General features: G+C 55.9%; 17 protein-coding genes and 4 tRNA genes. All 21 read left to right on the top strand.

Annotated elements, in window-relative coordinates; translation table 11 throughout:
- The first annotated feature begins 164 nt into the window (after nucleotides 1-164).
- On the top strand, nucleotides 165-1,124 hold the full coding sequence (birA, locus tag AC07YV_RS22445) for a bifunctional biotin--[acetyl-CoA-carboxylase] ligase/biotin operon repressor BirA (RefSeq protein ID WP_102701285.1): 960 nt from the start codon (nucleotides 165-167) through the stop codon (nucleotides 1,122-1,124).
- On the top strand, nucleotides 1,114-1,863 hold the full coding sequence (locus AC07YV_RS22440) for a pantothenate kinase (protein ID WP_102701284.1): 750 nt from the start codon (nucleotides 1,114-1,116) through the stop codon (nucleotides 1,861-1,863). The genes birA and AC07YV_RS22440 overlap by 11 nt, the downstream gene beginning before the upstream one ends.
- Before the next feature lie 7 nt (nucleotides 1,864-1,870).
- Nucleotides 1,871-2,308 (top strand): hypothetical protein, encoded by a 438-nt coding sequence (locus AC07YV_RS22435; protein WP_102701283.1) that lies wholly within the window; start codon nucleotides 1,871-1,873, stop codon nucleotides 2,306-2,308.
- A 141-nt stretch (nucleotides 2,309-2,449) separates the two neighbouring features.
- Nucleotides 2,450-2,534: transfer RNA gene (locus AC07YV_RS22430), tRNA-Tyr, on the top strand.
- Between the two features lie 24 nt (nucleotides 2,535-2,558).
- Nucleotides 2,559-2,632: transfer RNA gene (locus AC07YV_RS22425), tRNA-Gly, on the top strand.
- A 26-nt stretch (nucleotides 2,633-2,658) separates the two neighbouring features.
- A tRNA-Thr gene (locus AC07YV_RS22420) sits at nucleotides 2,659-2,734 on the top strand.
- Nucleotides 2,735-2,907: 173 nt separating this feature from the next.
- Nucleotides 2,908-2,983 (top strand) — tRNA-Trp (locus tag AC07YV_RS22415).
- 45 nt (nucleotides 2,984-3,028) lie between these two features.
- Nucleotides 3,029-3,397, top strand: a complete 369-nt coding sequence (gene secE / locus AC07YV_RS22410) for a preprotein translocase subunit SecE (protein ID WP_007984402.1) — start codon at nucleotides 3,029-3,031, stop codon at nucleotides 3,395-3,397.
- Nucleotides 3,398-3,406: 9 nt separating this feature from the next.
- Complete coding sequence (nusG, locus tag AC07YV_RS22405; protein WP_007984405.1) at nucleotides 3,407-3,940, top strand: transcription termination/antitermination protein NusG; 534 nt, start codon at nucleotides 3,407-3,409, stop codon at nucleotides 3,938-3,940.
- Nucleotides 3,941-4,057: 117 nt separating this feature from the next.
- The gene (rplK, locus tag AC07YV_RS22400) at nucleotides 4,058-4,489 is read left to right on the top strand and encodes a 50S ribosomal protein L11 (RefSeq protein ID WP_007933726.1); all 432 of its coding nucleotides are present in this window, start codon (nucleotides 4,058-4,060) and stop codon (nucleotides 4,487-4,489) included.
- Nucleotides 4,489-5,184 (top strand): 50S ribosomal protein L1, encoded by a 696-nt coding sequence (gene rplA / locus AC07YV_RS22395; protein WP_003186095.1) that lies wholly within the window; start codon nucleotides 4,489-4,491, stop codon nucleotides 5,182-5,184. Before rplK ends, rplA begins: the two co-directional genes overlap by 1 nt.
- Nucleotides 5,185-5,382: 198 nt before the next feature.
- Entirely contained in the window at nucleotides 5,383-5,883 is a 501-nt protein-coding gene (gene rplJ, locus AC07YV_RS22390; RefSeq protein WP_007970413.1) for a 50S ribosomal protein L10, read from the top strand.
- A 75-nt stretch (nucleotides 5,884-5,958) separates the two neighbouring features.
- Complete coding sequence (rplL, locus tag AC07YV_RS22385; RefSeq protein ID WP_007970414.1) at nucleotides 5,959-6,324, top strand: 50S ribosomal protein L7/L12; 366 nt, start codon at nucleotides 5,959-5,961, stop codon at nucleotides 6,322-6,324.
- Between the two features lie 220 nt (nucleotides 6,325-6,544).
- Nucleotides 6,545-10,618, top strand: coding sequence for a DNA-directed RNA polymerase subunit beta (gene rpoB / locus AC07YV_RS22380; protein WP_007970415.1), 4,074 nt, complete (start codon nucleotides 6,545-6,547; stop codon nucleotides 10,616-10,618).
- 64 nt (nucleotides 10,619-10,682) lie between these two features.
- Nucleotides 10,683-14,882, top strand: coding sequence for a DNA-directed RNA polymerase subunit beta' (gene rpoC / locus AC07YV_RS22375; RefSeq protein WP_007970416.1), 4,200 nt, complete (start codon nucleotides 10,683-10,685; stop codon nucleotides 14,880-14,882).
- A gap of 216 nt (nucleotides 14,883-15,098) precedes the next feature.
- On the top strand, nucleotides 15,099-15,470 hold the full coding sequence (gene rpsL, locus AC07YV_RS22370; RefSeq protein WP_003186084.1) for a 30S ribosomal protein S12: 372 nt from the start codon (nucleotides 15,099-15,101) through the stop codon (nucleotides 15,468-15,470).
- Nucleotides 15,471-15,578: 108 nt separating this feature from the next.
- Complete coding sequence (gene rpsG / locus AC07YV_RS22365; RefSeq protein ID WP_007970418.1) at nucleotides 15,579-16,052, top strand: 30S ribosomal protein S7; 474 nt, start codon at nucleotides 15,579-15,581, stop codon at nucleotides 16,050-16,052.
- A gap of 30 nt (nucleotides 16,053-16,082) precedes the next feature.
- On the top strand, nucleotides 16,083-18,188 hold the full coding sequence (fusA, locus tag AC07YV_RS22360; RefSeq protein ID WP_057400627.1) for an elongation factor G: 2,106 nt from the start codon (nucleotides 16,083-16,085) through the stop codon (nucleotides 18,186-18,188).
- Nucleotides 18,189-18,218: 30 nt separating this feature from the next.
- Nucleotides 18,219-19,412: an elongation factor Tu gene (tuf, locus tag AC07YV_RS22355; protein WP_008053875.1), complete on the top strand. Its 1,194-nt coding sequence runs from the start codon at nucleotides 18,219-18,221 to the stop codon at nucleotides 19,410-19,412.
- Between the two features lie 157 nt (nucleotides 19,413-19,569).
- A complete protein-coding gene (gene rpsJ, locus AC07YV_RS22350; RefSeq protein ID WP_003186070.1) occupies nucleotides 19,570-19,881 on the top strand; it encodes a 30S ribosomal protein S10 in 312 nt (103 codons plus the stop codon).
- A gap of 80 nt (nucleotides 19,882-19,961) precedes the next feature.
- The gene (rplC, locus tag AC07YV_RS22345) at nucleotides 19,962-20,597 is read left to right on the top strand and encodes a 50S ribosomal protein L3 (RefSeq protein WP_003186059.1); all 636 of its coding nucleotides are present in this window, start codon (nucleotides 19,962-19,964) and stop codon (nucleotides 20,595-20,597) included.
- The last annotated feature ends 10 nt before the right edge of the window (nucleotides 20,598-20,607 follow it).

The following is a 20,607-nucleotide window of genomic DNA, read 5'->3' as shown; positions in this document are numbered from 1 at the left end:
CCCCATGTGAGAGTAGGTCATCGTCAAGATTAAATTCCGAAACCCCAATTGCGAAAGCAGTTGGGGTTTTGTTTTTGTCCGCAGGAAAGTCACGGCTACTGGATTTCTATGCAATAGCTCGGCGCGTGGCTATCATGCGGGCCTCATTGTGAGGCGAGACCTGCATGCTGACGTTGTTAAAGCTTCTTAAAGATGGCCGATTCCATTCGGGTCAAGCATTGGGTGCTGCCCTGGGCGTCAGTCGTAGCGCCGTGTGGAAGCAGCTTCAGCATTTAGAAGCTGAGCTGGGATTGTCCATTCATAAAGTTCGTGGGCGTGGCTATCAATTGTCCGCGCCATTAGCGCTGCTCGATCCTTCCGAGATCAGTGCCCGGGCGATTTCCTGCGACTGGCCCGTCCACGTTTACCACTCAATCGATTCCACGAACGCCGAGGCGCTGCGTGCCATAGAGCGGGGGCAGGCTGCGCCCTTTATTGTGCTCTCGGAGCGGCAGACGGCCGGGCGCGGGCGACGGGGTCGCAAATGGGTCAGTCCCTTCGCTGAAAACGTCTATTACAGCCTGGTGCTGCGCATTGATGGTGGGATGCGTCAGTTGGAGGGCTTGAGTCTCGTCGTTGGGCTCGCTGTTTTGCAGACGTTGCGTGAGCTGGGTATTGCGGCCGCTGGATTGAAGTGGCCCAACGATGTCCTGGTGGGTCAGAAAAAGATCGCTGGGATATTGCTCGAGCTGGTCGGTGACCCTGCTGATGTGTGCCACGTGGTTCTGGGGGTGGGAATCAATGTGAACATGCAGTCCGCTGACGAGGTGGACCAGCAATGGACATCCATGCGGCTCGAATCAGGCAAATTGTTTGATCGCAACCAATTGGTCGCCATGTTGGGGGAGGTGCTGCAGCGGTACCTGGCTCGTCATCAGGCGGGTGGTTTTTTGGCCATCCAGTCGGAGTGGGAGCAGAATCACCTGTGGCAGGGGCGAGGCGTGTCGTTGATTGCCGGTGTCAATCAAATAGATGGTGAAGTGCTTGGTATTGATGGCCAGGGTGCACTGCGCCTGAAGGTGGATGGTGTGGAGAAAGTCTTCAGTGGTGGTGAATTGAGCCTGAGGTTGCGTGATGATTCTTGAGCTCGATTGTGGGAATAGTTTCATCAAGTGGCGCGTGCTTGCGGCGAACGCCGGGCAGGTGCTTGGTGAGGGGGTTGTCGATTCCAATCTCGCATTGCTTGAGGGGTTAGGGGAGCTCAAAGGGCTTGCCCTCACGTTTTGCCGGCTGGTGAGCGTCAGGACAGCGGAAGAGACTGGTGCGCTGACGTCATTGCTGAAGGATACCTTTGATGTGCCGATAGTGAGCGCAGCGCCTGCTCGCGAAATGTCAGGCGTGCGCAACGGTTATGAAGAATTTGAGCGGCTGGGCCTGGATCGGTGGCTTGCAATGCTGGGAGGCTTTCATCTGGCTTCAGGTGCGTGCCTGGTGCTCGACTTCGGTACGGCCGTGACTGCGGACTTTATCGCTTCTGATGGCGAGCACCTGGGTGGTTTCATCTGTCCGGGCATGCCGTTGATGCGTAACCAGTTGCGTACCCATACGCGAAAAATTCGTTACGGGGATCTGGCGGCGGAGCAGGCTCTGGAAAGTCTTGTTCCGGGTCGTGCGACTGTCGAGGCTGTCGAGCGTGGTTGTTTGCTGATGTTGCGCGGCTTCGTAATGACTCAGCTCGAGTTGGCGCGCAGCTACTGGGGTGAGGACTTTGTCGTATTCCTCACCGGGGGGGATGCGAGCCTGGTTTCTGAGGTCGTGCCTCAGGCCAGGGTGGTTCCGGACTTGGTGTTTGTCGGATTGGCCATGGCCTGTCCCTTGTCCTGAGGTTTTTATGCGTTGGTTGTTTCTGCTGCTGCTTGTCCTCAATGGCTTTTACTACATCTGGCATCAACAAGAGGCGCCGCTGCGCGCCAAGGATGTCACGCCTTTGAGTCTGTATCGCGGGTCTCAGCAGGATATACGACTGTTGAGCGAAGCGGGTGACGCCCCCAAAGACAAGGCTAAAGCTGTCTCGCCAGACAATGGTTGCCTTTATCTGGGGGGTTACACGCGCCAGGACGCCGCGCAGGCGGTTGAGCGGCGGTTGAGCGGGATGGAGGTCAAATACCAATCCCTGCCCAGGGGCTCGGAAAGCGCAGGGTATTGGGTGCGTATTGCGCCGGAAAGCCGGCGTTGGCTGGACGATCTGCAGTTGCAAAACCTTTCTAAAGAATTCAATGAGTTAAAACATAAAATAATGCCGTGCGAGGGGGTTGCGCCCACTGAATAGTTTGCATAGAATGGCGCCCGCTCCACAGCGAACACCGGAAACGGTCAACGAAGTGAAGCGAGTCAACGCAGCTAACCTCAAGATTTAATTGAGAAAATGCTTGACAGAAGGCTGGCATGATGTAGAATGCTGGCTCGCTTAGGAGGGGTTCCCGAGCGGCCAAAGGGATCAGACTGTAAATCTGACGTCTACGACTTCGAAGGTTCGAATCCTTCCCCCTCCACCATTTTTAGCGAGAGCTGTAAGCCTCGCGGGTATAGTTTAGTGGTAGAACCTCAGCCTTCCAAGCTGATGATGCGGGTTCGATTCCCGCTACCCGCTCCAAGTTTACAGGTTTTGCACAGTGTTACGCTCTTGTAGCTCAGTTGGTAGAGCACACCCTTGGTAAGGGTGAGGTCAGCGGTTCAAATCCGCTCAAGAGCTCCATATAACAAGGCAGATATGAAAATATCTGCCTTTGTTTTAGGTGGTTGTGGTTGCGCCTCGTTATGCTTTCGGGGTTGCCAGTGTCATAGATGCTGGTGTTGCAGTCGGGATTGCCTGGTAAGTGTTGTAAAGTCTTTTTCGGGTCGGCATAATGGTCGGCCTGATTTTGTTTTAGGTCAGTAGCTCAATTGGCAGAGCGACGGTCTCCAAAACCGTAGGTTGGGGGTTCGATTCCCTCCTGACCTGCCAGATTCACCTGGTGTGTCTGGCTTTCTTTTCACAGGATCTTCATAGATGACTCCTAAAGCTGAAGCTCAAGGCTCTCGTTTCGACCTCCTCAAGTGGCTTGTAGTAGTCGCTCTGGTGGTTGTTGGCGTTGTTGGCAATCAGTACTTTTCTGCTTCGCCGATCCTGTACCGCGTACTCGCATTGCTTGCCATTGCTGCCGTAGCTGCCTTTGTAGGCCTGCAGACGGTCAAGGGCAAGTCTTTCTTTGTACTGGTTAAGGAAGCTCGCACCGAGATTCGTAAAGTCGTTTGGCCAACTCGCCAAGAAACCACGCAGACCACCCTGATTGTGGTGGCTGTTGTTCTGGTTATGGCGTTGCTGTTGTGGGGGCTTGATTCCCTGCTCGGCTGGCTTGTTTCCTTGATTGTCGGCTAAGGGTGTCCCGTGGCTAAGCGTTGGTATGTTGTGCATGCTTACTCCGGTTACGAGAAGCATGTAATGCGCTCGCTGATCGAGCGCGTAAAGCTGGCCGGTATGGAAGACGGCTTCGGCGAGATTCTGGTTCCCACTGAAGAAGTGGTTGAAATGCGTAATGGCCAGAAGCGCAAAAGCGAACGCAAATTCTTCCCTGGCTACGTGCTGGTGCAGATGGATATGAACGAGGGTACTTGGCACTTGGTCAAGGATACTCCTCGGGTGATGGGTTTCATCGGCGGTACCGCCGACAAGCCTGCACCGATCACCGATAAGGAAGCAGAAGCGATTCTGCGCCGCGTTGCTGACGGTAGCGACAAGCCGAAGCCGAAGACGTTGTTCGAGCCGGGCGAGTCGGTACGTGTCAATGACGGTCCATTCGCGGACTTTACAGGTGTTGTTGAAGAAGTTAACTACGAAAAGAGCCGGATTCAGGTCGCAGTGCTCATTTTCGGTCGCTCTACTCCGGTGGAGCTCGAGTTCAGCCAGGTCGAAAAGGTCTAGCTGGGCAAAAATCCCAACCCCGCAGCCGTAGGCTGTGGGGTTTTGTCGTCACTGGGATAAACGCGCAAGTAACCGGGGAGCCTCTCGAGGCGTTCGAACCCGTAATTGGAGTGCCTCATGGCCAAGAAGATTACCGCTTACATCAAGCTGCAAGTGAAGGCCGCTCAGGCTAACCCAAGCCCACCTGTTGGTCCTGCTCTGGGTCAGCACGGCGTGAACATCATGGAATTCTGCAAGGCTTTCAACGCCCGTACCCAGGGTCTTGAACCAGGTCTGCCGACTCCAGTGATCATCACTGTCTACAGCGACCGTAGCTTCACTTTCGAAACCAAATCCACCCCTGCTTCGGTTCTGCTGAAGAAGGCGGCCGGTCTGACCAGCGGTTCCGCTCGTCCGAACACCGTTAAGGTTGGCACCGTAACTCGTGCTCAGCTGGAAGAAATCGCGAAAACCAAAAACGCGGATCTGACTGCAGCTGATATGGAAGCAGCCGTGCGTACCATCGCCGGTTCTGCTCGTAGCATGGGCCTTAACGTGGAGGGTGTGTAATGGCTAAGCTGACCAAGCGTCAAAAGGCTATCGCCGGCAAAATCGAAGCAGGCAAGGCCTACAACTTTGTAGACGCTGCTGCCCTGCTGGCCGAGCTGTCGACTGTCAAGTTCAGCGAGTCGTTCGACGTAGCTGTAAACCTGGGTGTTGACCCGCGTAAATCCGACCAGGTCGTTCGTAGCGCTACCGTGCTGCCACACGGCACTGGCAAGACCGTTCGCGTTGCTGTGTTCACCCAGGGTCCAGCTGCTGAAGCCGCTCTGGCTGCCGGCGCTGACCGTGTAGGCATGGACGACCTGGCTGCCGAAATGAAAGGCGGCGACCTGAACTATGACGTAGTGATCGCATCCCCGGATGCAATGCGCGTTGTAGGTCAGTTGGGTCAGATCCTCGGTCCACGTGGTCTGATGCCTAACCCTAAAGTCGGCACCGTGACTCCAGACGTAGCTACCGCGGTTAAAAACGCCAAGGCTGGTCAGGTTCGTTATCGCACCGACAAAAACGGCATCATCCACACTTCCGTTGGCAAGATCGGCTTCGATGCCGTCAAGCTGAAGGAAAACGTTGAAGCCCTGATCGCTGATTTGAAGCGTATCAAGCCAGCTTCCTCGAAAGGCATCTACGTCAAGCGCGTTACCCTGAGCACCACCATGGGCCCAGGTCTGGTTATCGACCAGAGCTCGCTCGACGCGTAAGACACAAATTGGCGCAAGCGATTGCGCCAATTGAAAAATTGGGGTCCCTGCCTGGCGGGGGCTATCCAAGACCGTAGGCGACGCAAGTCTTAAACCACAAGCCTACGCAGATGGTGCTCCCGGTTCCTTACCGAATCAGACACCAAAACGACATCCGGTTTCGACCAGATGAAACGGTAACAAGCAGGAGTTAAACCCGTGGCAATTAAACTCGAAGACAAGAAGGCCATCGTCGCTGAAGTCAACGAGGCTGCCAAAGTCGCTCTGTCCGCTGTCGTGGCTGATGCCCGTGGCGTAACAGTAGGCGCGATGACCGGACTCCGTAAAGAGGCTCGTGAAGCTGGCGTTTACGTACGTGTTGTACGTAACACCCTGCTCAAGCGCGCTGTTGCTGACACTGAATTCAGTGTCCTCAACGACGTGTTCACCGGCCCTACCCTGATTGCGTTCTCCAAGGAACATCCAGGCGCTGCTGCCCGGATCTTCAAGGAATTCGCAAAGGGTCAGGACAAGTTCGAGATCAAGGCAGCTGCGTTCGAGGGCAAGTTCCTCGCAGCTAACCAAATCGACGTACTGGCAACTCTGCCGACCCGTGACGAAGCAATTTCTCAGCTGATGAGCGTGATTCAAGGCGCTACCAGCAAATTGGCTCGTACTCTGGCGGCAATTCGCGACCAGAAAGAAGCTGCTGCAGCCTAAGGCTCGTCAACTTCTCGCGTTTTTTGTTTTTTTCGATGGTCGCGTAGGCCGTCCCCAATATCAGGAATTAGATTCATGTCTATCTCTCAGAACGATATCCTTGAAGCAGTTGGCAACATGTCCGTAATGGAAGTTGTTGAGCTGATCAAAGCTTTCGAAGAAAAATTCGGTGTTACCGCTGCTGCTGCATCGGCTGGTCCAGCTGTTGCTGCTGCCGTTGCTGAAGAGCAAACCGAATTCAACGTCATGCTGACCGAAGCTGGCGAGAAGAAAGTTAACGTGATCAAGGCTGTACGTGAACTGACCGGTCTGGGCCTGAAAGAAGCCAAGGCTGTAGTTGACGGCGCTCCTGCCATGGTTCTGGAAGCTGTTGCCAAAGACGCAGCTGACAAAGCCAAAGCAGCTCTGGAAGAAGCAGGCGCTAAAGTCGAGCTGAAGTAAGCATCGACTTTGCTCCTCCAGCCCGAGCGTTAAGCGACAGGCTGATGGCTGGTGGCTCTTGCCACCGGCCTTTTTCCGTTATTGGCAGCCGACTGGGTCGGTGCCGATAACGTGCTGTAACCACCCGATGCGGTGGCGCAAACCATGGGGTTTGCACGATTTTCTGGCTGCTCCCGTCGGGAGGGGCCAAACAAGCAGGTGACCAAGCTGGGGAACGCTGATGGCTTACTCATATACTGAGAAAAAACGTATCCGCAAGGACTTTAGCAAGTTGCCGGACGTCATGGATGTGCCGTACCTCCTGGCCATCCAGCTGGATTCGTATCGTGAATTCTTGCAAGCGGGAGCGACTAAAGATCAGTTCCGCGACGTGGGCCTGCATGCGGCCTTCAAATCCGTTTTCCCGATCATCAGCTACTCCGGCAATGCTGCGCTGGAGTACGTCGGATATCGTCTGGGCGAACCGGCATTTGATGTCAAAGAATGCGTATTGCGCGGTGTAACTTACGCCGTACCTTTGCGGGTAAAAGTGCGCCTGATCATTTTCGACAAAGAATCGTCGAACAAAGCGATCAAGGACATCAAAGAGCAAGAAGTCTACATGGGTGAAATTCCCCTGATGACTGAAAACGGTACCTTCGTAATCAACGGTACCGAGCGTGTAATCGTTTCCCAGCTGCACCGTTCCCCGGGCGTGTTCTTCGACCACGACCGTGGCAAGACGCACAGCTCCGGTAAACTGCTGTACTCCGCGCGCATCATTCCTTACCGCGGTTCGTGGCTGGACTTCGAGTTCGACCCGAAAGACTGCGTATTCGTGCGTATCGACCGTCGTCGCAAGCTGCCTGCATCGGTACTGCTGCGCGCGCTCGGCTATACCACCGAAGAAGTGCTGGACGCGTTCTACACCACCAACGTATTCCACGTGAAGGGCGAGACCCTGAGCCTGGAGCTGGTGCCTCAGCGCCTGCGCGGTGAAATCGCTGTCCTCGATATTCAGGATGACAAAGGCAAGGTTATTGTCGAGCAGGGTCGTCGTATCACCGCTCGCCACATCAACCAGCTGGAAAAAGCCGGTATCAAAGAGCTGGATGTGCCTCTGGACTACGTCCTGGGCCGCACAACCGCCAAGGTCATCGTGCATCCGGCAACCGGCGAAATCCTGGCAGAGTGCAACACCGAGCTGAACACCGAGATCCTGGCAAAAATCGCCAAGGCCGGCGTTGTTCGCATCGAAACTCTGTACACCAACGATATCGACTGCGGTCCGTTCGTCTCCGACACCTTGAAGATCGACTCCACCAGCAACCAACTGGAAGCGCTGGTCGAGATCTATCGCATGATGCGTCCTGGCGAGCCGCCAACCAAAGACGCTGCCGAGACCCTGTTCAACAACCTGTTCTTCAGCCCTGAGCGCTATGACCTGTCTGCGGTCGGCCGGATGAAGTTCAACCGTCGTATCGGTCGCACCGAGATCGAAGGTTCGGGCGTGCTGTGCAAGGAAGACATCGTCGCGGTACTGAAGACCCTGGTCGACATCCGTAACGGTAAAGGCATCGTCGATGACATCGACCACCTGGGTAACCGTCGTGTTCGCTGCGTAGGCGAAATGGCCGAGAACCAGTTCCGCGTTGGCCTGGTGCGTGTTGAGCGTGCGGTCAAAGAGCGTCTGTCGATGGCTGAAAGCGAAGGCCTGATGCCGCAAGACCTGATCAACGCCAAGCCAGTGGCTGCGGCGGTGAAAGAGTTCTTCGGTTCCAGCCAGCTGTCCCAGTTCATGGACCAGAACAACCCGCTGTCCGAGATTACCCACAAGCGTCGTGTTTCTGCACTCGGCCCTGGCGGTCTGACGCGTGAGCGTGCCGGCTTTGAAGTTCGTGACGTACACCCGACTCACTACGGTCGTGTATGCCCGATCGAAACGCCGGAAGGTCCGAACATCGGTCTGATCAACTCCCTGGCCGCTTATGCGCGCACCAACCAGTACGGCTTCCTCGAGAGCCCGTACCGCGTGGTGAAAGACGCTCTGGTCACCGACGAGATCGTGTTCCTGTCCGCCATCGAAGAAGCTGATCACGTGATCGCTCAGGCTTCGGCCACGATGAACGACAAGAAAGTCCTGATCGACGAGCTGGTAGCTGTTCGTCACTTGAACGAATTCACCGTCAAGGCGCCGGAAGACGTCACCTTGATGGACGTATCGCCGAAGCAGGTAGTTTCGGTTGCTGCGTCGCTGATTCCGTTCCTCGAGCACGACGACGCCAACCGTGCGTTGATGGGTTCGAACATGCAGCGTCAAGCTGTACCGACCCTGCGCGCTGACAAGCCGCTGGTAGGTACCGGCATGGAGCGTAACGTAGCCCGTGACTCCGGCGTTTGCGTCGTGGCTCGTCGTGGTGGCGTGATCGACTCCGTCGACGCCAGCCGTATCGTGGTTCGTGTTGCCGATGACGAAGTTGAAACCGGTGAAGCCGGTGTCGACATCTACAACCTGACCAAATACACCCGCTCCAACCAGAACACCTGCATCAACCAGCGTCCGCTGGTGCGTAAGGGTGATCGGGTTCAGCGTAGCGACATCATGGCCGACGGTCCGTCCACCGACATGGGTGAACTGGCTCTGGGTCAGAACATGCGCATCGCGTTCATGGCATGGAACGGCTTCAACTTCGAAGACTCCATCTGCCTGTCCGAGCGTGTTGTTCAGGAAGACCGTTTCACCACGATCCACATCCAGGAACTGACCTGTGTGGCCCGTGACACCAAGCTTGGCCCAGAGGAAATCACTGCCGACATCCCGAACGTGGGTGAAGCGGCACTGAACAAGCTGGACGAAGCCGGTATCGTTTACGTAGGTGCTGAAGTTGGCGCAGGCGACATCCTGGTGGGTAAGGTCACTCCGAAAGGCGAGACCCAACTGACTCCGGAAGAAAAGCTGCTGCGTGCGATCTTCGGTGAAAAAGCCAGCGACGTTAAAGACACTTCCCTGCGTGTACCTACCGGTACCAAAGGTACTGTCATCGACGTGCAGGTCTTCACCCGCGACGGCGTTGAGCGTGATGCTCGTGCCCTGTCGATCGAGAAGTCCCAGCTGGACGAGATCCGCAAGGACCTGAACGAAGAGTTCCGTATCGTTGAAGGTGCTACTTTCGAACGTCTGCGTTCCGCTCTGGTCGGCCACAAAGCCGAAGGCGGCGCCGGTCTGAAGAAAGGCCAGGACATCACCGACGAAGTTCTCGACGGTCTTGAGCACGGCCAGTGGTTCAAACTGCGCATGGCTGAAGACGCTCTGAACGAGCAGCTCGAGAAGGCCCAGGCCTACATCGTTGATCGTCGCCGTCTGCTGGACGACAAGTTCGAAGACAAGAAGCGCAAGCTGCAGCAAGGCGATGACCTGGCTCCAGGCGTGCTGAAAATCGTCAAGGTCTACCTGGCAATCCGTCGTCGCATCCAGCCGGGCGACAAGATGGCCGGTCGTCACGGTAACAAGGGTGTGGTCTCCGTGATCATGCCGGTTGAAGACATGCCGCACGATGCCAATGGCACCCCGGTCGACGTCGTCCTCAACCCGTTGGGCGTACCTTCGCGTATGAACGTTGGTCAGATCCTTGAAACCCACCTGGGCCTCGCGGCCAAAGGTCTGGGCGAGAAGATCAACCGCATGATTGAAGAGCAGCGCAAGGTTGCCGAGCTGCGTAAGTTCCTGCACGAGATCTACAACGAGATCGGCGGTCGTCAGGAAAGCCTCGATGACTTCTCGGATCAGGAAATCCTGGACCTGGCTCAAAACCTGCGTGGCGGCGTTCCAATGGCCACTCCAGTGTTCGACGGCGCCAAGGAAAGCGAAATCAAGGCCATGCTGAAACTGGCGGACCTGCCAGAAAGCGGCCAGATGCAGCTGACCGACGGCCGTACCGGCAACAAGTTCGAGCGCCCGGTTACCGTTGGCTACATGTACATGCTGAAGCTGAACCACTTGGTAGACGACAAGATGCACGCGCGTTCTACCGGTTCGTACAGCCTGGTTACCCAGCAGCCGCTGGGTGGTAAGGCGCAGTTCGGTGGTCAGCGTTTCGGGGAGATGGAGGTCTGGGCACTGGAAGCATACGGTGCCGCTTACACTCTGCAAGAAATGCTCACAGTGAAGTCGGACGATGTGAACGGCCGTACCAAGATGTACAAAAACATCGTGGATGGCGATCACCGTATGGAGCCGGGCATGCCCGAGTCCTTCAACGTGTTGATCAAGGAAATTCGTTCCCTCGGCATCGATATCGATCTGGAAACCGAATAACACGTGACGCGAATCGAGAGCGGGGCAGGATTGCCCGCTCTCTGCTCCGCCAGGAGGAAAGGCCTTGAAAGACCTACTGAATTTGCTGAAAAACCAGGGTCAAGTCGAAGAGTTCGACGCCATCCGTATCGGATTGGCATCGCCTGAGATGATCCGTTCGTGGTCGTTCGGTGAAGTTAAAAAGCCGGAAACCATCAACTACCGTACGTTCAAACCTGAGCGTGACGGCCTGTTCTGCGCCAAGATCTTTGGCCCGGTAAAGGATTACGAGTGCCTGTGCGGTAAGTACAAGCGCTTGAAGCACCGCGGTGTGATCTGCGAGAAGTGCGGCGTTGAAGTCGCGCTGGCAAAAGTTCGTCGTGAGCGCATGGCGCACATCGAGCTGGCCTCGCCGGTTGCCCACATCTGGTTCCTGAAATCGCTGCCGTCCCGTATCGGCTTGCTGATGGACATGACCCTGCGTGATATCGAACGCGTTCTCTACTTCGAGAGCTACGTCGTAATCGATCCAGGCATGACCACCCTTGAAAAGGGTCAGCTGCTGAACGACGAGCAGTACTTCGAAGCGCTGGAAGAGTTCGGCGACGATTTCGATGCCCGCATGGGTGCCGAAGCTGTCCGCGAACTGCTGCACGCTATCGACCTGGAACACGAGATTGGCCGTCTGCGTGAAGAAATTCCGCAAACCAACTCGGAAACCAAGATCAAGAAGCTGTCCAAGCGTCTGAAGTTGATGGAAGCCTTCCAGGGTTCCGGCAACCTGCCAGAGTGGATGGTGCTGACCGTTCTGCCGGTTCTGCCGCCAGATCTGCGTCCACTGGTCCCGCTGGATGGCGGTCGCTTCGCGACTTCCGACCTCAACGACCTGTATCGTCGAGTGATCAACCGTAACAACCGTTTGAAGCGCCTGCTGGATCTGTCCGCTCCGGACATCATCGTGCGCAACGAAAAACGTATGTTGCAGGAAGCCGTCGACGCACTGCTCGACAACGGTCGTCGTGGCCGCGCTATCACAGGTTCCAACAAGCGTCCTCTGAAATCCCTGGCTGACATGATCAAGGGTAAGCAGGGTCGTTTCCGTCAGAACTTGCTCGGTAAGCGTGTTGACTACTCCGGCCGTTCGGTAATTACCGTAGGTCCGACCCTGCGTCTGCACCAGTGCGGTCTGCCGAAGAAGATGGCTCTCGAGCTGTTCAAGCCGTTCATTTTCGGCAAGCTGGAAATGCGTGGTCTTGCGACCACCATCAAGGCTGCCAAGAAGATGGTCGAGCGCGAGCTGCCGGAAGTTTGGGACGTTCTCGCTGAAGTGATTCGCGAACACCCGGTTCTTCTCAACCGTGCACCGACCCTTCACCGTCTGGGTATCCAGGCGTTTGAACCGGTACTGATCGAAGGTAAGGCTATCCAGCTGCACCCGCTGGTCTGCGCCGCGTACAACGCCGACTTCGACGGCGACCAAATGGCCGTGCACGTACCGCTGACGCTGGAAGCCCAGCTGGAAGCGCGTGCGTTGATGATGTCGACCAACAACATTCTGTCGCCAGCCAACGGTGAGCCAATCATCGTTCCGTCGCAGGACGTTGTATTGGGTCTGTACTACATGACGCGTGAAGCGATCAACGCCAAGGGCGAAGGTCGTGTATTCGCGGATCTGCAGGAAGTTGACCGTGTGTTCCGTGCCGGCGAAGCCGCACTGCACGCCAAGGTCAAAGTCCGGATCAACGAAACCGTCAACGACCGTGACGGCGGCAGCGTGACCAACACCCGTATCGTCGACACCACTGTCGGCCGTGCGCTGTTGTTCCAGGTTGTGCCAAAAGGCCTGTCGTACGACGTCGTCAACCTGCCGATGAAGAAAAAGGCGATCTCCAAGCTGATCAACCAGTGCTACCGCGTGGTTGGTCTGAAAGAGACCGTTATCTTCGCTGACCAGTTGATGTACACCGGTTTTGCCTACTCGACCATCTCCGGCGTTTCCATCGGCGTTAACGACTTCGTTATTCCGGATGAAAAAGCCCGCATCATCGGTGCTGCCACCGACGAAGTGAAAGAGATCGAGAGCCAGTACGCCTCCGGCCTGGTAACCCAGGGCGAGAAGTACAACAAAGTGATCGACCTTTGGTCCAAGGCGAACGACGAAGTTTCCAAGGCGATGATGGCCAACCTCTCGAAAGAGAAAGTCATCGACCGTCATGGCGTCGAAGTCGACCAGGAATCGTTCAACTCGATGTACATGATGGCCGACTCGGGTGCGCGGGGTTCCGCAGCACAGATTCGTCAGCTCGCCGGTATGCGTGGCCTGATGGCCAAGCCGGACGGCTCCATCATTGAAACGCCGATTACTGCGAACTTCCGTGAAGGTTTGAGCGTACTTCAGTACTTCATCTCCACTCACGGTGCTCGTAAAGGTCTGGCGGATACCGCGTTGAAAACGGCGAACTCGGGTTACCTGACTCGTCGTCTGGTAGACGTGGCGCAGGATCTGGTTGTAACCGAGATCGATTGCGGCACCGAACACGGTCTGCTGATGACTCCGCACATTGAAGGCGGTGACGTTGTAGAGCCGTTGGGTGAGCGCGTATTGGGTCGTGTTATTGCCCGTGACGTATTCAAGCCGGGTACCGAGGACGTCATCGTTCCTGCTGGCACCCTGGTAGACGAGAAGTGGGTCGAGTTCATCGAGCTGAACAGCATCGACGAAGTGATCGTGCGTTCGCCGATCAGCTGCGAAACCCGCTACGGCATTTGCGCCAAGTGCTACGGCCGTGACCTGGCTCGTGGTCACCAGGTGAACATCGGTGAAGCGGTCGGCGTTATCGCTGCCCAGTCCATCGGTGAGCCGGGTACCCAGCTGACGATGCGTACGTTCCACATCGGTGGTGCGGCAAGCCGGACCTCCGCAGCCGACAGCGTTCAGGTGAAGAATGGCGGTACCGTCCGTCTGCATAACCTGAAGCACGTTGAGCGAGTGGACGGTCACCTGGTAGCCGTGTCCCGTTCCGGTGAGCTGGCCATCGCTGATGACTTCGGTCGTGAGCGTGAGCGTTACAAGCTGCCGTACGGTGCCGTGATTTCGGTTAAAGAAGGTGACAAGGTCGACGCTGGCGCCATCGTGGCCAAGTGGGATCCGCACACTCACCCGATCGTTACCGAAATGAAAGGTACCGTGACCTACGTGGGCATGGAAGAAGGCATCACGATCAAGCGTCAGACTGACGAATTGACCGGTATGACCAACATTGAAGTACTCGACGCCAAAGACCGTCCAGCTGCCGGTAAGGACATCCGTCCAGCCGTTAAGATGGTCGACGACAACGGCAAGGATCTGTTGCTGCCAGGCACTGACGTTATCGCTCAGTACTTCCTGCCAGCCAACGCCCTGGTCGGTGTAGCGGACGGTGCGAAGATTGCGATCGGTGATGTTATCGCTCGTATTCCGCAAGAAACTTCGAAGACCCGTGACATCACCGGTGGTCTGCCGCGTGTTGCCGACCTGTTCGAAGCCCGTCGTCCGAAAGAAGCGTCGATTCTGGCTGAAGTCAGCGGCACCATCGCGTTCGGTAAAGAGACCAAGGGCAAGCGCCGTCTGGTCATTACCCCGAACGACGGTAGCGATCCGTACGAAGAGCTGATTCCGAAGTGGCGTCACCTGAACGTGTTCGAAGGCGAACAGGTAAACCGCGGCGAAGTTATCTCCGACGGTCCGAGCGATCCACACGACATCCTGCGTCTGCTGGGTGTGAGTGCGCTGGCCAAGTACATCGTTAACGAGATCCAGGACGTTTACCGTCTGCAAGGCGTGAAGATCAACGACAAGCACATCGAGACCATCCTGCGTCAGATGCTGCGTAAAGTTGAAATCGCTGAATCCGGCGATTCCAGTTTCATCAAGGGCGACCAGATGGAACTGACTCACGTACTGGTAGAGAACGAGCGCCTGGCGACTGAAGACAAGTTTGTCTCCAAGTTCACTCGTGTACTGCTGGGTATCACCAAGGCGTCGTTGTCCACCGAATCGTTCATCTCGGCGGCTTCCTTCCAGGAAACCACCCGCGTACTGACCGAAGCGGCGGTAACCGGCAAGCGCGATTACCTGCGTGGCCTGAAAGAAAACGTGGTCGTGGGTCGTCTGATCCCGGCCGGTACCGGTCTGGCTTATCACAGCGAGCGTAAGCGTCGCCGTGACGCAGACAAACCGTTGCGCGTAAGCGCCAGTGAAGTGGAAGCTGCACTGACCGAAGCGCTGAACTCGAGCGGTAACTGAGTTCTGCGGTAAATGAGTGTGAGGCCCTGGTCACTCCGTTCATCGAGTCGAGACAAATTGTCGAGATTGGATGAGCGGGGAGGGCGGGGCCTTGCCTTGACTGGGGACAAGATCCTCTTTAGACTCTTGTACCCCTAAATTTGGCGGGAACTCGTTCCTGCCATTTTGCTTTTCTTGCAAGACAATAGCGTCGCAAGACAACAGTGGAGCTAGTAGATGGCAACTATCAACCAGCTGGTACGTCAGCCGCGTAAGCGTATCGTCGAGAAATCCGACGTGCCTGCGCTGCAGAACTGCCCGCAACGCCGTGGCGTGTGCACCCGTGTGTACACCACCACGCCGAAAAAACCTAACTCGGCACTGCGTAAAGTATGCCGTGTGCGCCTGACCAACGGTTTCGAGGTTTCCTCGTACATCGGCGGTGAAGGCCACAACCTGCAAGAGCACAGCGTGGTACTGATCCGCGGCGGCCGTGTAAAAGACTTGCCAGGTGTTCGTTACCACACCGTTCGCGGTTCGTTGGATACTTCCGGTGTTAAGGGTCGTAACCAGGGTCGTTCGAAGTACGGTACCAAGCGTCCGAAGTAATCGGCCGTTTTGCAGTTATTCATTTTATTGAGTCGATAAGAGTAAGGTCGGGCACGTATCCACAGGATCTGTCCCGGGCTAACCTGAAGACCGTTTGAGGGCTTATCAATGCCAAGACGTCGCGTAGCAGCCAAGCGTGAGATTCTGGACGATCCGAAATACGGAAGCCAAATCCTCGCCAAATTCATGAACCACGTAATGGAAAGCGGCAAGAAAGCCGTTGCCGAGCGTATCGTTTATGGTGCCCTGGATACCGTGAAGGCTCGTAAGGCCGGCACCGATCCCCTGGAACTCTTCGAAAAAGCACTCGACGCCATCGCTCCGCTGGTCGAAGTGAAGTCGCGCCGCGTTGGTGGTGCTACTTACCAGGTTCCGGTCGAGGTTCGTCCTTCCCGTCGTAACGCTCTGGCAATGCGCTGGTTGGTAGACTTCGCCCGCAAGCGCGGCGAGAAGTCTATGGCTCTGCGTTTGGCTGGCGAACTGTTGGACGCCGCCGAAGGTAAAGGTGCTGCAGTTAAGAAGCGTGAAGACGTGCACCGTATGGCTGAAGCCAACAAGGCTTTCTCGCACTACCGCTTCTAATTCTAGCGTCACTCATTTTGCGAGGGCTTTATGGCTCGTACTACACCGATTAATCGCTACCGTAACATCGGTATCGTTGCTCACGTGGATGCTGGTAAAACCACCACCACCGAGCGCGTCCTTTTTTACACTGGCAAAAGCCACAAGATGGGCGAAGTGCATGACGGCGCTGCGACCACTGACTGGATGGTTCAGGAGCAGGAGCGTGGTATTACCATTACTTCTGCTGCCATTACCGCCTTCTGGCAGGGTTCGGCCAAGCAGCACAAAGACCAATACCGCTTCAACGTCATCGATACCCCGGGCCACGTAGACTTCACCATTGAAGTTGAGCGTTCCCTGCGTGTACTCGACGGCGCGGTCGTTGTGTTCTGCGGCACCTCCGGCGTTGAGCCTCAGTCCGAAACCGTATGGCGTCAAGCCAACAAGTACGGCGTTCCACGTATCGTTTACGTGAACAAGATGGACCGTGCCGGTGCGAACTTCCTGCGCGTGATCGCTCAGATCAAGCAGCGTCTGGGTCACACTCCGGTGCCTATCCAGTTGGCTATCGGTTCCGAAGACAACTTCCAGGGTCAGATCGATCTGATGACCATGGAAGCCGTTTACTGGAACGATGCCGACAAGGGTATGACTCCTCGTCGTGAAGCCATCCCTGCTGAACTGCAGGAACTGGCTGAAGAGTGGCGCAACAACATGGTTGAGGCTGCGGCCGAAGCCAGCGAAGAGCTGATGAACAAGTACCTCGAAGGGGAAGAACTCTCCATCGAGGAAATCAAGGGTGCTCTGCGTCAGCGTACTATCGCTGGTGAGATCGTTCTGGCTGTTTGCGGTTCTTCCTTCAAGAACAAGGGCGTTCCCCTGGTTCTCGACGCCGTTATCGACTACCTGCCGGCTCCAACCGACATTCCTGCCATCAAGGGTACTGACCCGGATGACGAGGAAAAGCAGATGGAGCGTCATGCAGACGACAACGAGCCGTTCTCGGCTCTGGCGTTCAAGATCGCTACCGACCCATTCGTGGGTACCTTGACCTTCGTTCGTGTTTACTCGGGCGTGTTGGCCTCCGGCGACGGCGTGATCAACTCGGTCAAAGGCAAGAAAGAGCGTGTGGGTCGTATGGTGCAAATGCACGCAAACGCCCGTGAAGAGATCAAGGAAGTACGCGCTGGCGACATCGCGGCCCTGATCGGCATGAAGGACGTCACCACTGGTGAAACCTTGTGCAACGCTGACAAGCCAATCATCCTGGTTCGCATGGACTTCCCGGAGCCGGTTATTTCGGTTGCCGTTGAGCCTAAGACCAAGGATGACCAGGAAAAAATGGGTATCGCTCTGGGCAAACTTGCTCAGGAAGACCCGTCTTTCCGCGTCAAGACTGATGAAGAGACTGGTCAAACGATCATCTCTGGCATGGGCGAGTTGCACCTGGACATCCTGGTTGACCGGATGCGCCGTGAGTTCAACGTCGAAGCCAACATCGGTAAGCCTCAGGTTTCGTATCGTGAGCGCATCACGAAGAACTGCGAAATCGAAGGCAAGTTCGTTCGTCAGTCCGGCGGTCGTGGCCAGTTCGGCCATTGCTGGATCCGTTTTGCTCCTGCTGACGAAGGTCAGGAAGGTCTGCAATTCGTGAACGAAGTAGTGGGTGGTGTGGTTCCTAAGGAATACATCCCGGCTATCCAGAAGGGTATCGAAGAGCAGATGAAGAACGGCGTAGTTGCCGGCTATCCGCTGATCGGCCTGAAGGCTACCGTGTTTGATGGTTCTTACCACGACGTCGACTCGAACGAGATGGCGTTTAAGGTGGCTGCTTCCATGGCGACCAAGCAACTGGCCCAGAAGGGTGGTGGTGAGTTGCTCGAGCCGATCATGGCGGTAGAGGTTGTTACGCCTGAAGACTATATGGGTGACGTGATGGGCGACCTCAATCGTCGTCGCGGCATGATTCTGGGTATGGAAGACACGGTTTCCGGTAAGGTGATCCGTGCTGAAGTTCCGTTGGGCGAGATGTTCGGTTATGCGACCGACGTTCGTTCGATGTCCCAGGGTCGCGCAAGCTACTCTATGGAATTCAAAAAATACAATACGGCTCCGTCGCACATCGTCGAAACCGTTACCAAAAAACAAGGCTGATTCAGTCCTTTAGGCAAGGAGTTAATTGTCGTGGCTAAAGAAAAATTTGATCGTTCCCTACCGCACGTCAACGTTGGCACCATCGGTCACGTTGACCACGGTAAAACCACTCTGACCGCAGCTCTGACTCGCGTTTGCTCCGAAGTTTTCGGTTCCGCAATCGTTGATTTCGATAAAATCGACAGCGCTCCAGAAGAAAAAGCTCGTGGTATCACCATCAACACCGCGCACGTCGAGTACAACTCGAAGATCCGTCACTACGCTCACGTTGACTGCCCAGGTCACGCTGACTATGTGAAGAACATGATCACCGGTGCTGCCCAGATGGACGGCGCGATCCTGGTTTGCTCGGCCGCTGATGGTCCGATGCCACAAACCCGTGAGCACATCCTGCTGTCCCGTCAGGTAGGCGTTCCGTACATCGTGGTTTTCCTGAACAAGGCTGACCTGGTAGACGACGCTGAGCTGCTGGAACTGGTCGAGATGGAAGTTCGCGACCTGCTGTCCACCTACGACTTCCCGGGCGATGACACTCCAATCATCATCGGTTCGGCTCGTATGGCGCTGGAAGGCAAAGACGACAACGAAATGGGCACCACTGCCGTTCGTAAACTGGTTGAGACTCTGGACAGCTACATCCCAGAACCAGAGCGTGCTATCGACAAGCCATTCCTGATGCCAATCGAAGACGTATTCTCGATCTCGGGTCGTGGTACTGTTGTGACTGGTCGTATCGAGCGCGGTATCGTTCGCGTTCAAGATGCACTGGAAATCGTTGGTCTGCGTGACACCACCACCACCACCTGCACCGGTGTTGAGATGTTCCGCAAGCTGCTCGACGAAGGTCGTGCTGGCGAGAACTGCGGCGTTCTGCTGCGTGGTACCAAGCGTGACGACGTTGAGCGTGGCCAGGTTCTGGTTAAGCCGGGTTCGGTTAAGCCGCACACCAAGTTCACCGCAGAAGTTTACGTTCTGAGCAAGGAAGAAGGCGGTCGTCACACTCCGTTCTTCAAAGGCTACCGTCCACAGTTCTACTTCCGTACTACTGACGTGACTGGTAACTGCCAGCTGCCAGAAGGCGTTGAAATGGTAATGCCAGGTGACAACATCCAGATGGAAGTTACCCTGATCAAGACCATCGCAATGGAAGACGGCCTGCGTTTCGCTATCCGTGAAGGCGGTCGTACCGTCGGCGCTGGCGTCGTAGCCAAAATCATCGAGTAAGCATCTCTTTTGAGATAGCTTCGATGCTTTGAAAAGCCCCCGCTCAGCGGGGGCTTTTTTATTGGGTTGACACCTATCTGGGGCGTCTATAGAATTGCGCCTCCTTTTAACGGGCGTATTGCGCTCGGTGGGAATAGCAGCCGGAGTCTGAAATCCAATGCAAAATCAGCAAATCCGTATCAGGTTGAAGGCTTTCGACCATCGCCTGATCGACCAATCAACCCAGGAAATCGTGGAAACCGCGAAACGTACTGGTGCTCAAGTGCGTGGTCCAATTCCACTGCCTACCCGTAAAGAGCGGTTCACCGTTCTGGTCTCCCCGCACGTCAACAAAGACGCGCGTGACCAGTACGAGATCCGTACTCATAAGCGCGTTCTGGACATCGTCCAGCCAACGGATAAAACCGTTGATGCTCTTATGAAGCTTGATCTTGCGGCCGGTGTGGAAGTGCAGATCAGCCTCGGCTAAGACTCGGTCTTAGTCGTGTAACGCTCTGAAATGGGCGGCCATAGCGGGTGAAAGCCCCGTACACTCATGAGGTTTACAACATGACTATTGGTGTAGTCGGTCGTAAATGCGGTATGACCCGTATTTTCACCGAAGAAGGTGTCTCCATTCCGGTCACGGTCATTGAGATCGAGCCGAATCGCGTCACCCAGTTCAAAACTGAAGAGACCGATGGCTATCGTGCAGTGCAAGTCACTGTCGGCGAGCGTCGTGCTTCGCGTGTAACAGCAGCTCAGGCTGGCCACTTCGCTAAAGCGAACGTTGCCGCTGGTCGTACCGTAATGGAATTCCGCCTTGAAGAAGGCGAGTACCAGGCCGGCGATCTGATCAACGCTGAAATCTTCGCCGCTGGTCAACTGGTTGATGTAACCGGTCAGTCCAAGGGTAAAGGCTTCCAGGGTACGATCAAGCGTTGGAATTTCCGCGGGCAAGATAACACCCACGGTAACTCCGTATCCCACCGCGTTCCAGGCTCTATCGGCCAGTGCCAGACTCCTGGTCGTGTATTCAAGGGCAAAAAAATGTCCGGTCATATGGGCGCTGAGCGCGTGACCGTGCAGTCCCTCGAAGTAGTGCGCGTGGACGCTGAACGCAATCTGTTGTTGGTCAAGGGCGCTGTTCCTGGCGCTACTGGCGGCAACTTGGTTGTACGTCCAGCAGCCAAGGCTCGCGGTTAAGGGGAAGCTG

This window comes from Pseudomonas sp. GW456-E7 (genome assembly GCF_059424105.1).
Note: the sequence above shows the minus strand (reverse complement) of the source record. Positions and strands in the feature narration are given on the sequence as shown.

Bases quoted from the DNA above. Each gene is read 5' to 3' on its own strand.
- rpsJ (WP_003186070.1), top strand. From the start codon at position 19,570: ATGCAAAATCAGCAAATCCGTATCAGGTTGAAGGCTTTCGACCATCGC.
- rpsL (WP_003186084.1), top strand. From the start codon at position 15,099: ATGGCAACTATCAACCAGCTGGTACGTCAGCCGCGTAAGCGTATCGTC.
- AC07YV_RS22440 (WP_102701284.1), top strand. From the start codon at position 1,114: ATGATTCTTGAGCTCGATTGTGGGAATAGTTTCATCAAGTGGCGCGTG.
- rplC (WP_003186059.1), top strand. From the start codon at position 19,962: ATGACTATTGGTGTAGTCGGTCGTAAATGCGGTATGACCCGTATTTTC.
- rplK (WP_007933726.1), top strand. From the start codon at position 4,058: ATGGCCAAGAAGATTACCGCTTACATCAAGCTGCAAGTGAAGGCCGCT.
- rplA (WP_003186095.1), top strand. From the start codon at position 4,489: ATGGCTAAGCTGACCAAGCGTCAAAAGGCTATCGCCGGCAAAATCGAA.
- AC07YV_RS22435 (WP_102701283.1), top strand. From the start codon at position 1,871: ATGCGTTGGTTGTTTCTGCTGCTGCTTGTCCTCAATGGCTTTTACTAC.
- fusA (WP_057400627.1), top strand. From the start codon at position 16,083: ATGGCTCGTACTACACCGATTAATCGCTACCGTAACATCGGTATCGTT.
- birA (WP_102701285.1), top strand. From the start codon at position 165: ATGCTGACGTTGTTAAAGCTTCTTAAAGATGGCCGATTCCATTCGGGT.
- rplL (WP_007970414.1), top strand. From the start codon at position 5,959: ATGTCTATCTCTCAGAACGATATCCTTGAAGCAGTTGGCAACATGTCC.
- rpoB (WP_007970415.1), top strand. From the start codon at position 6,545: ATGGCTTACTCATATACTGAGAAAAAACGTATCCGCAAGGACTTTAGC.
- rpsG (WP_007970418.1), top strand. From the start codon at position 15,579: ATGCCAAGACGTCGCGTAGCAGCCAAGCGTGAGATTCTGGACGATCCG.
- secE (WP_007984402.1), top strand. From the start codon at position 3,029: ATGACTCCTAAAGCTGAAGCTCAAGGCTCTCGTTTCGACCTCCTCAAG.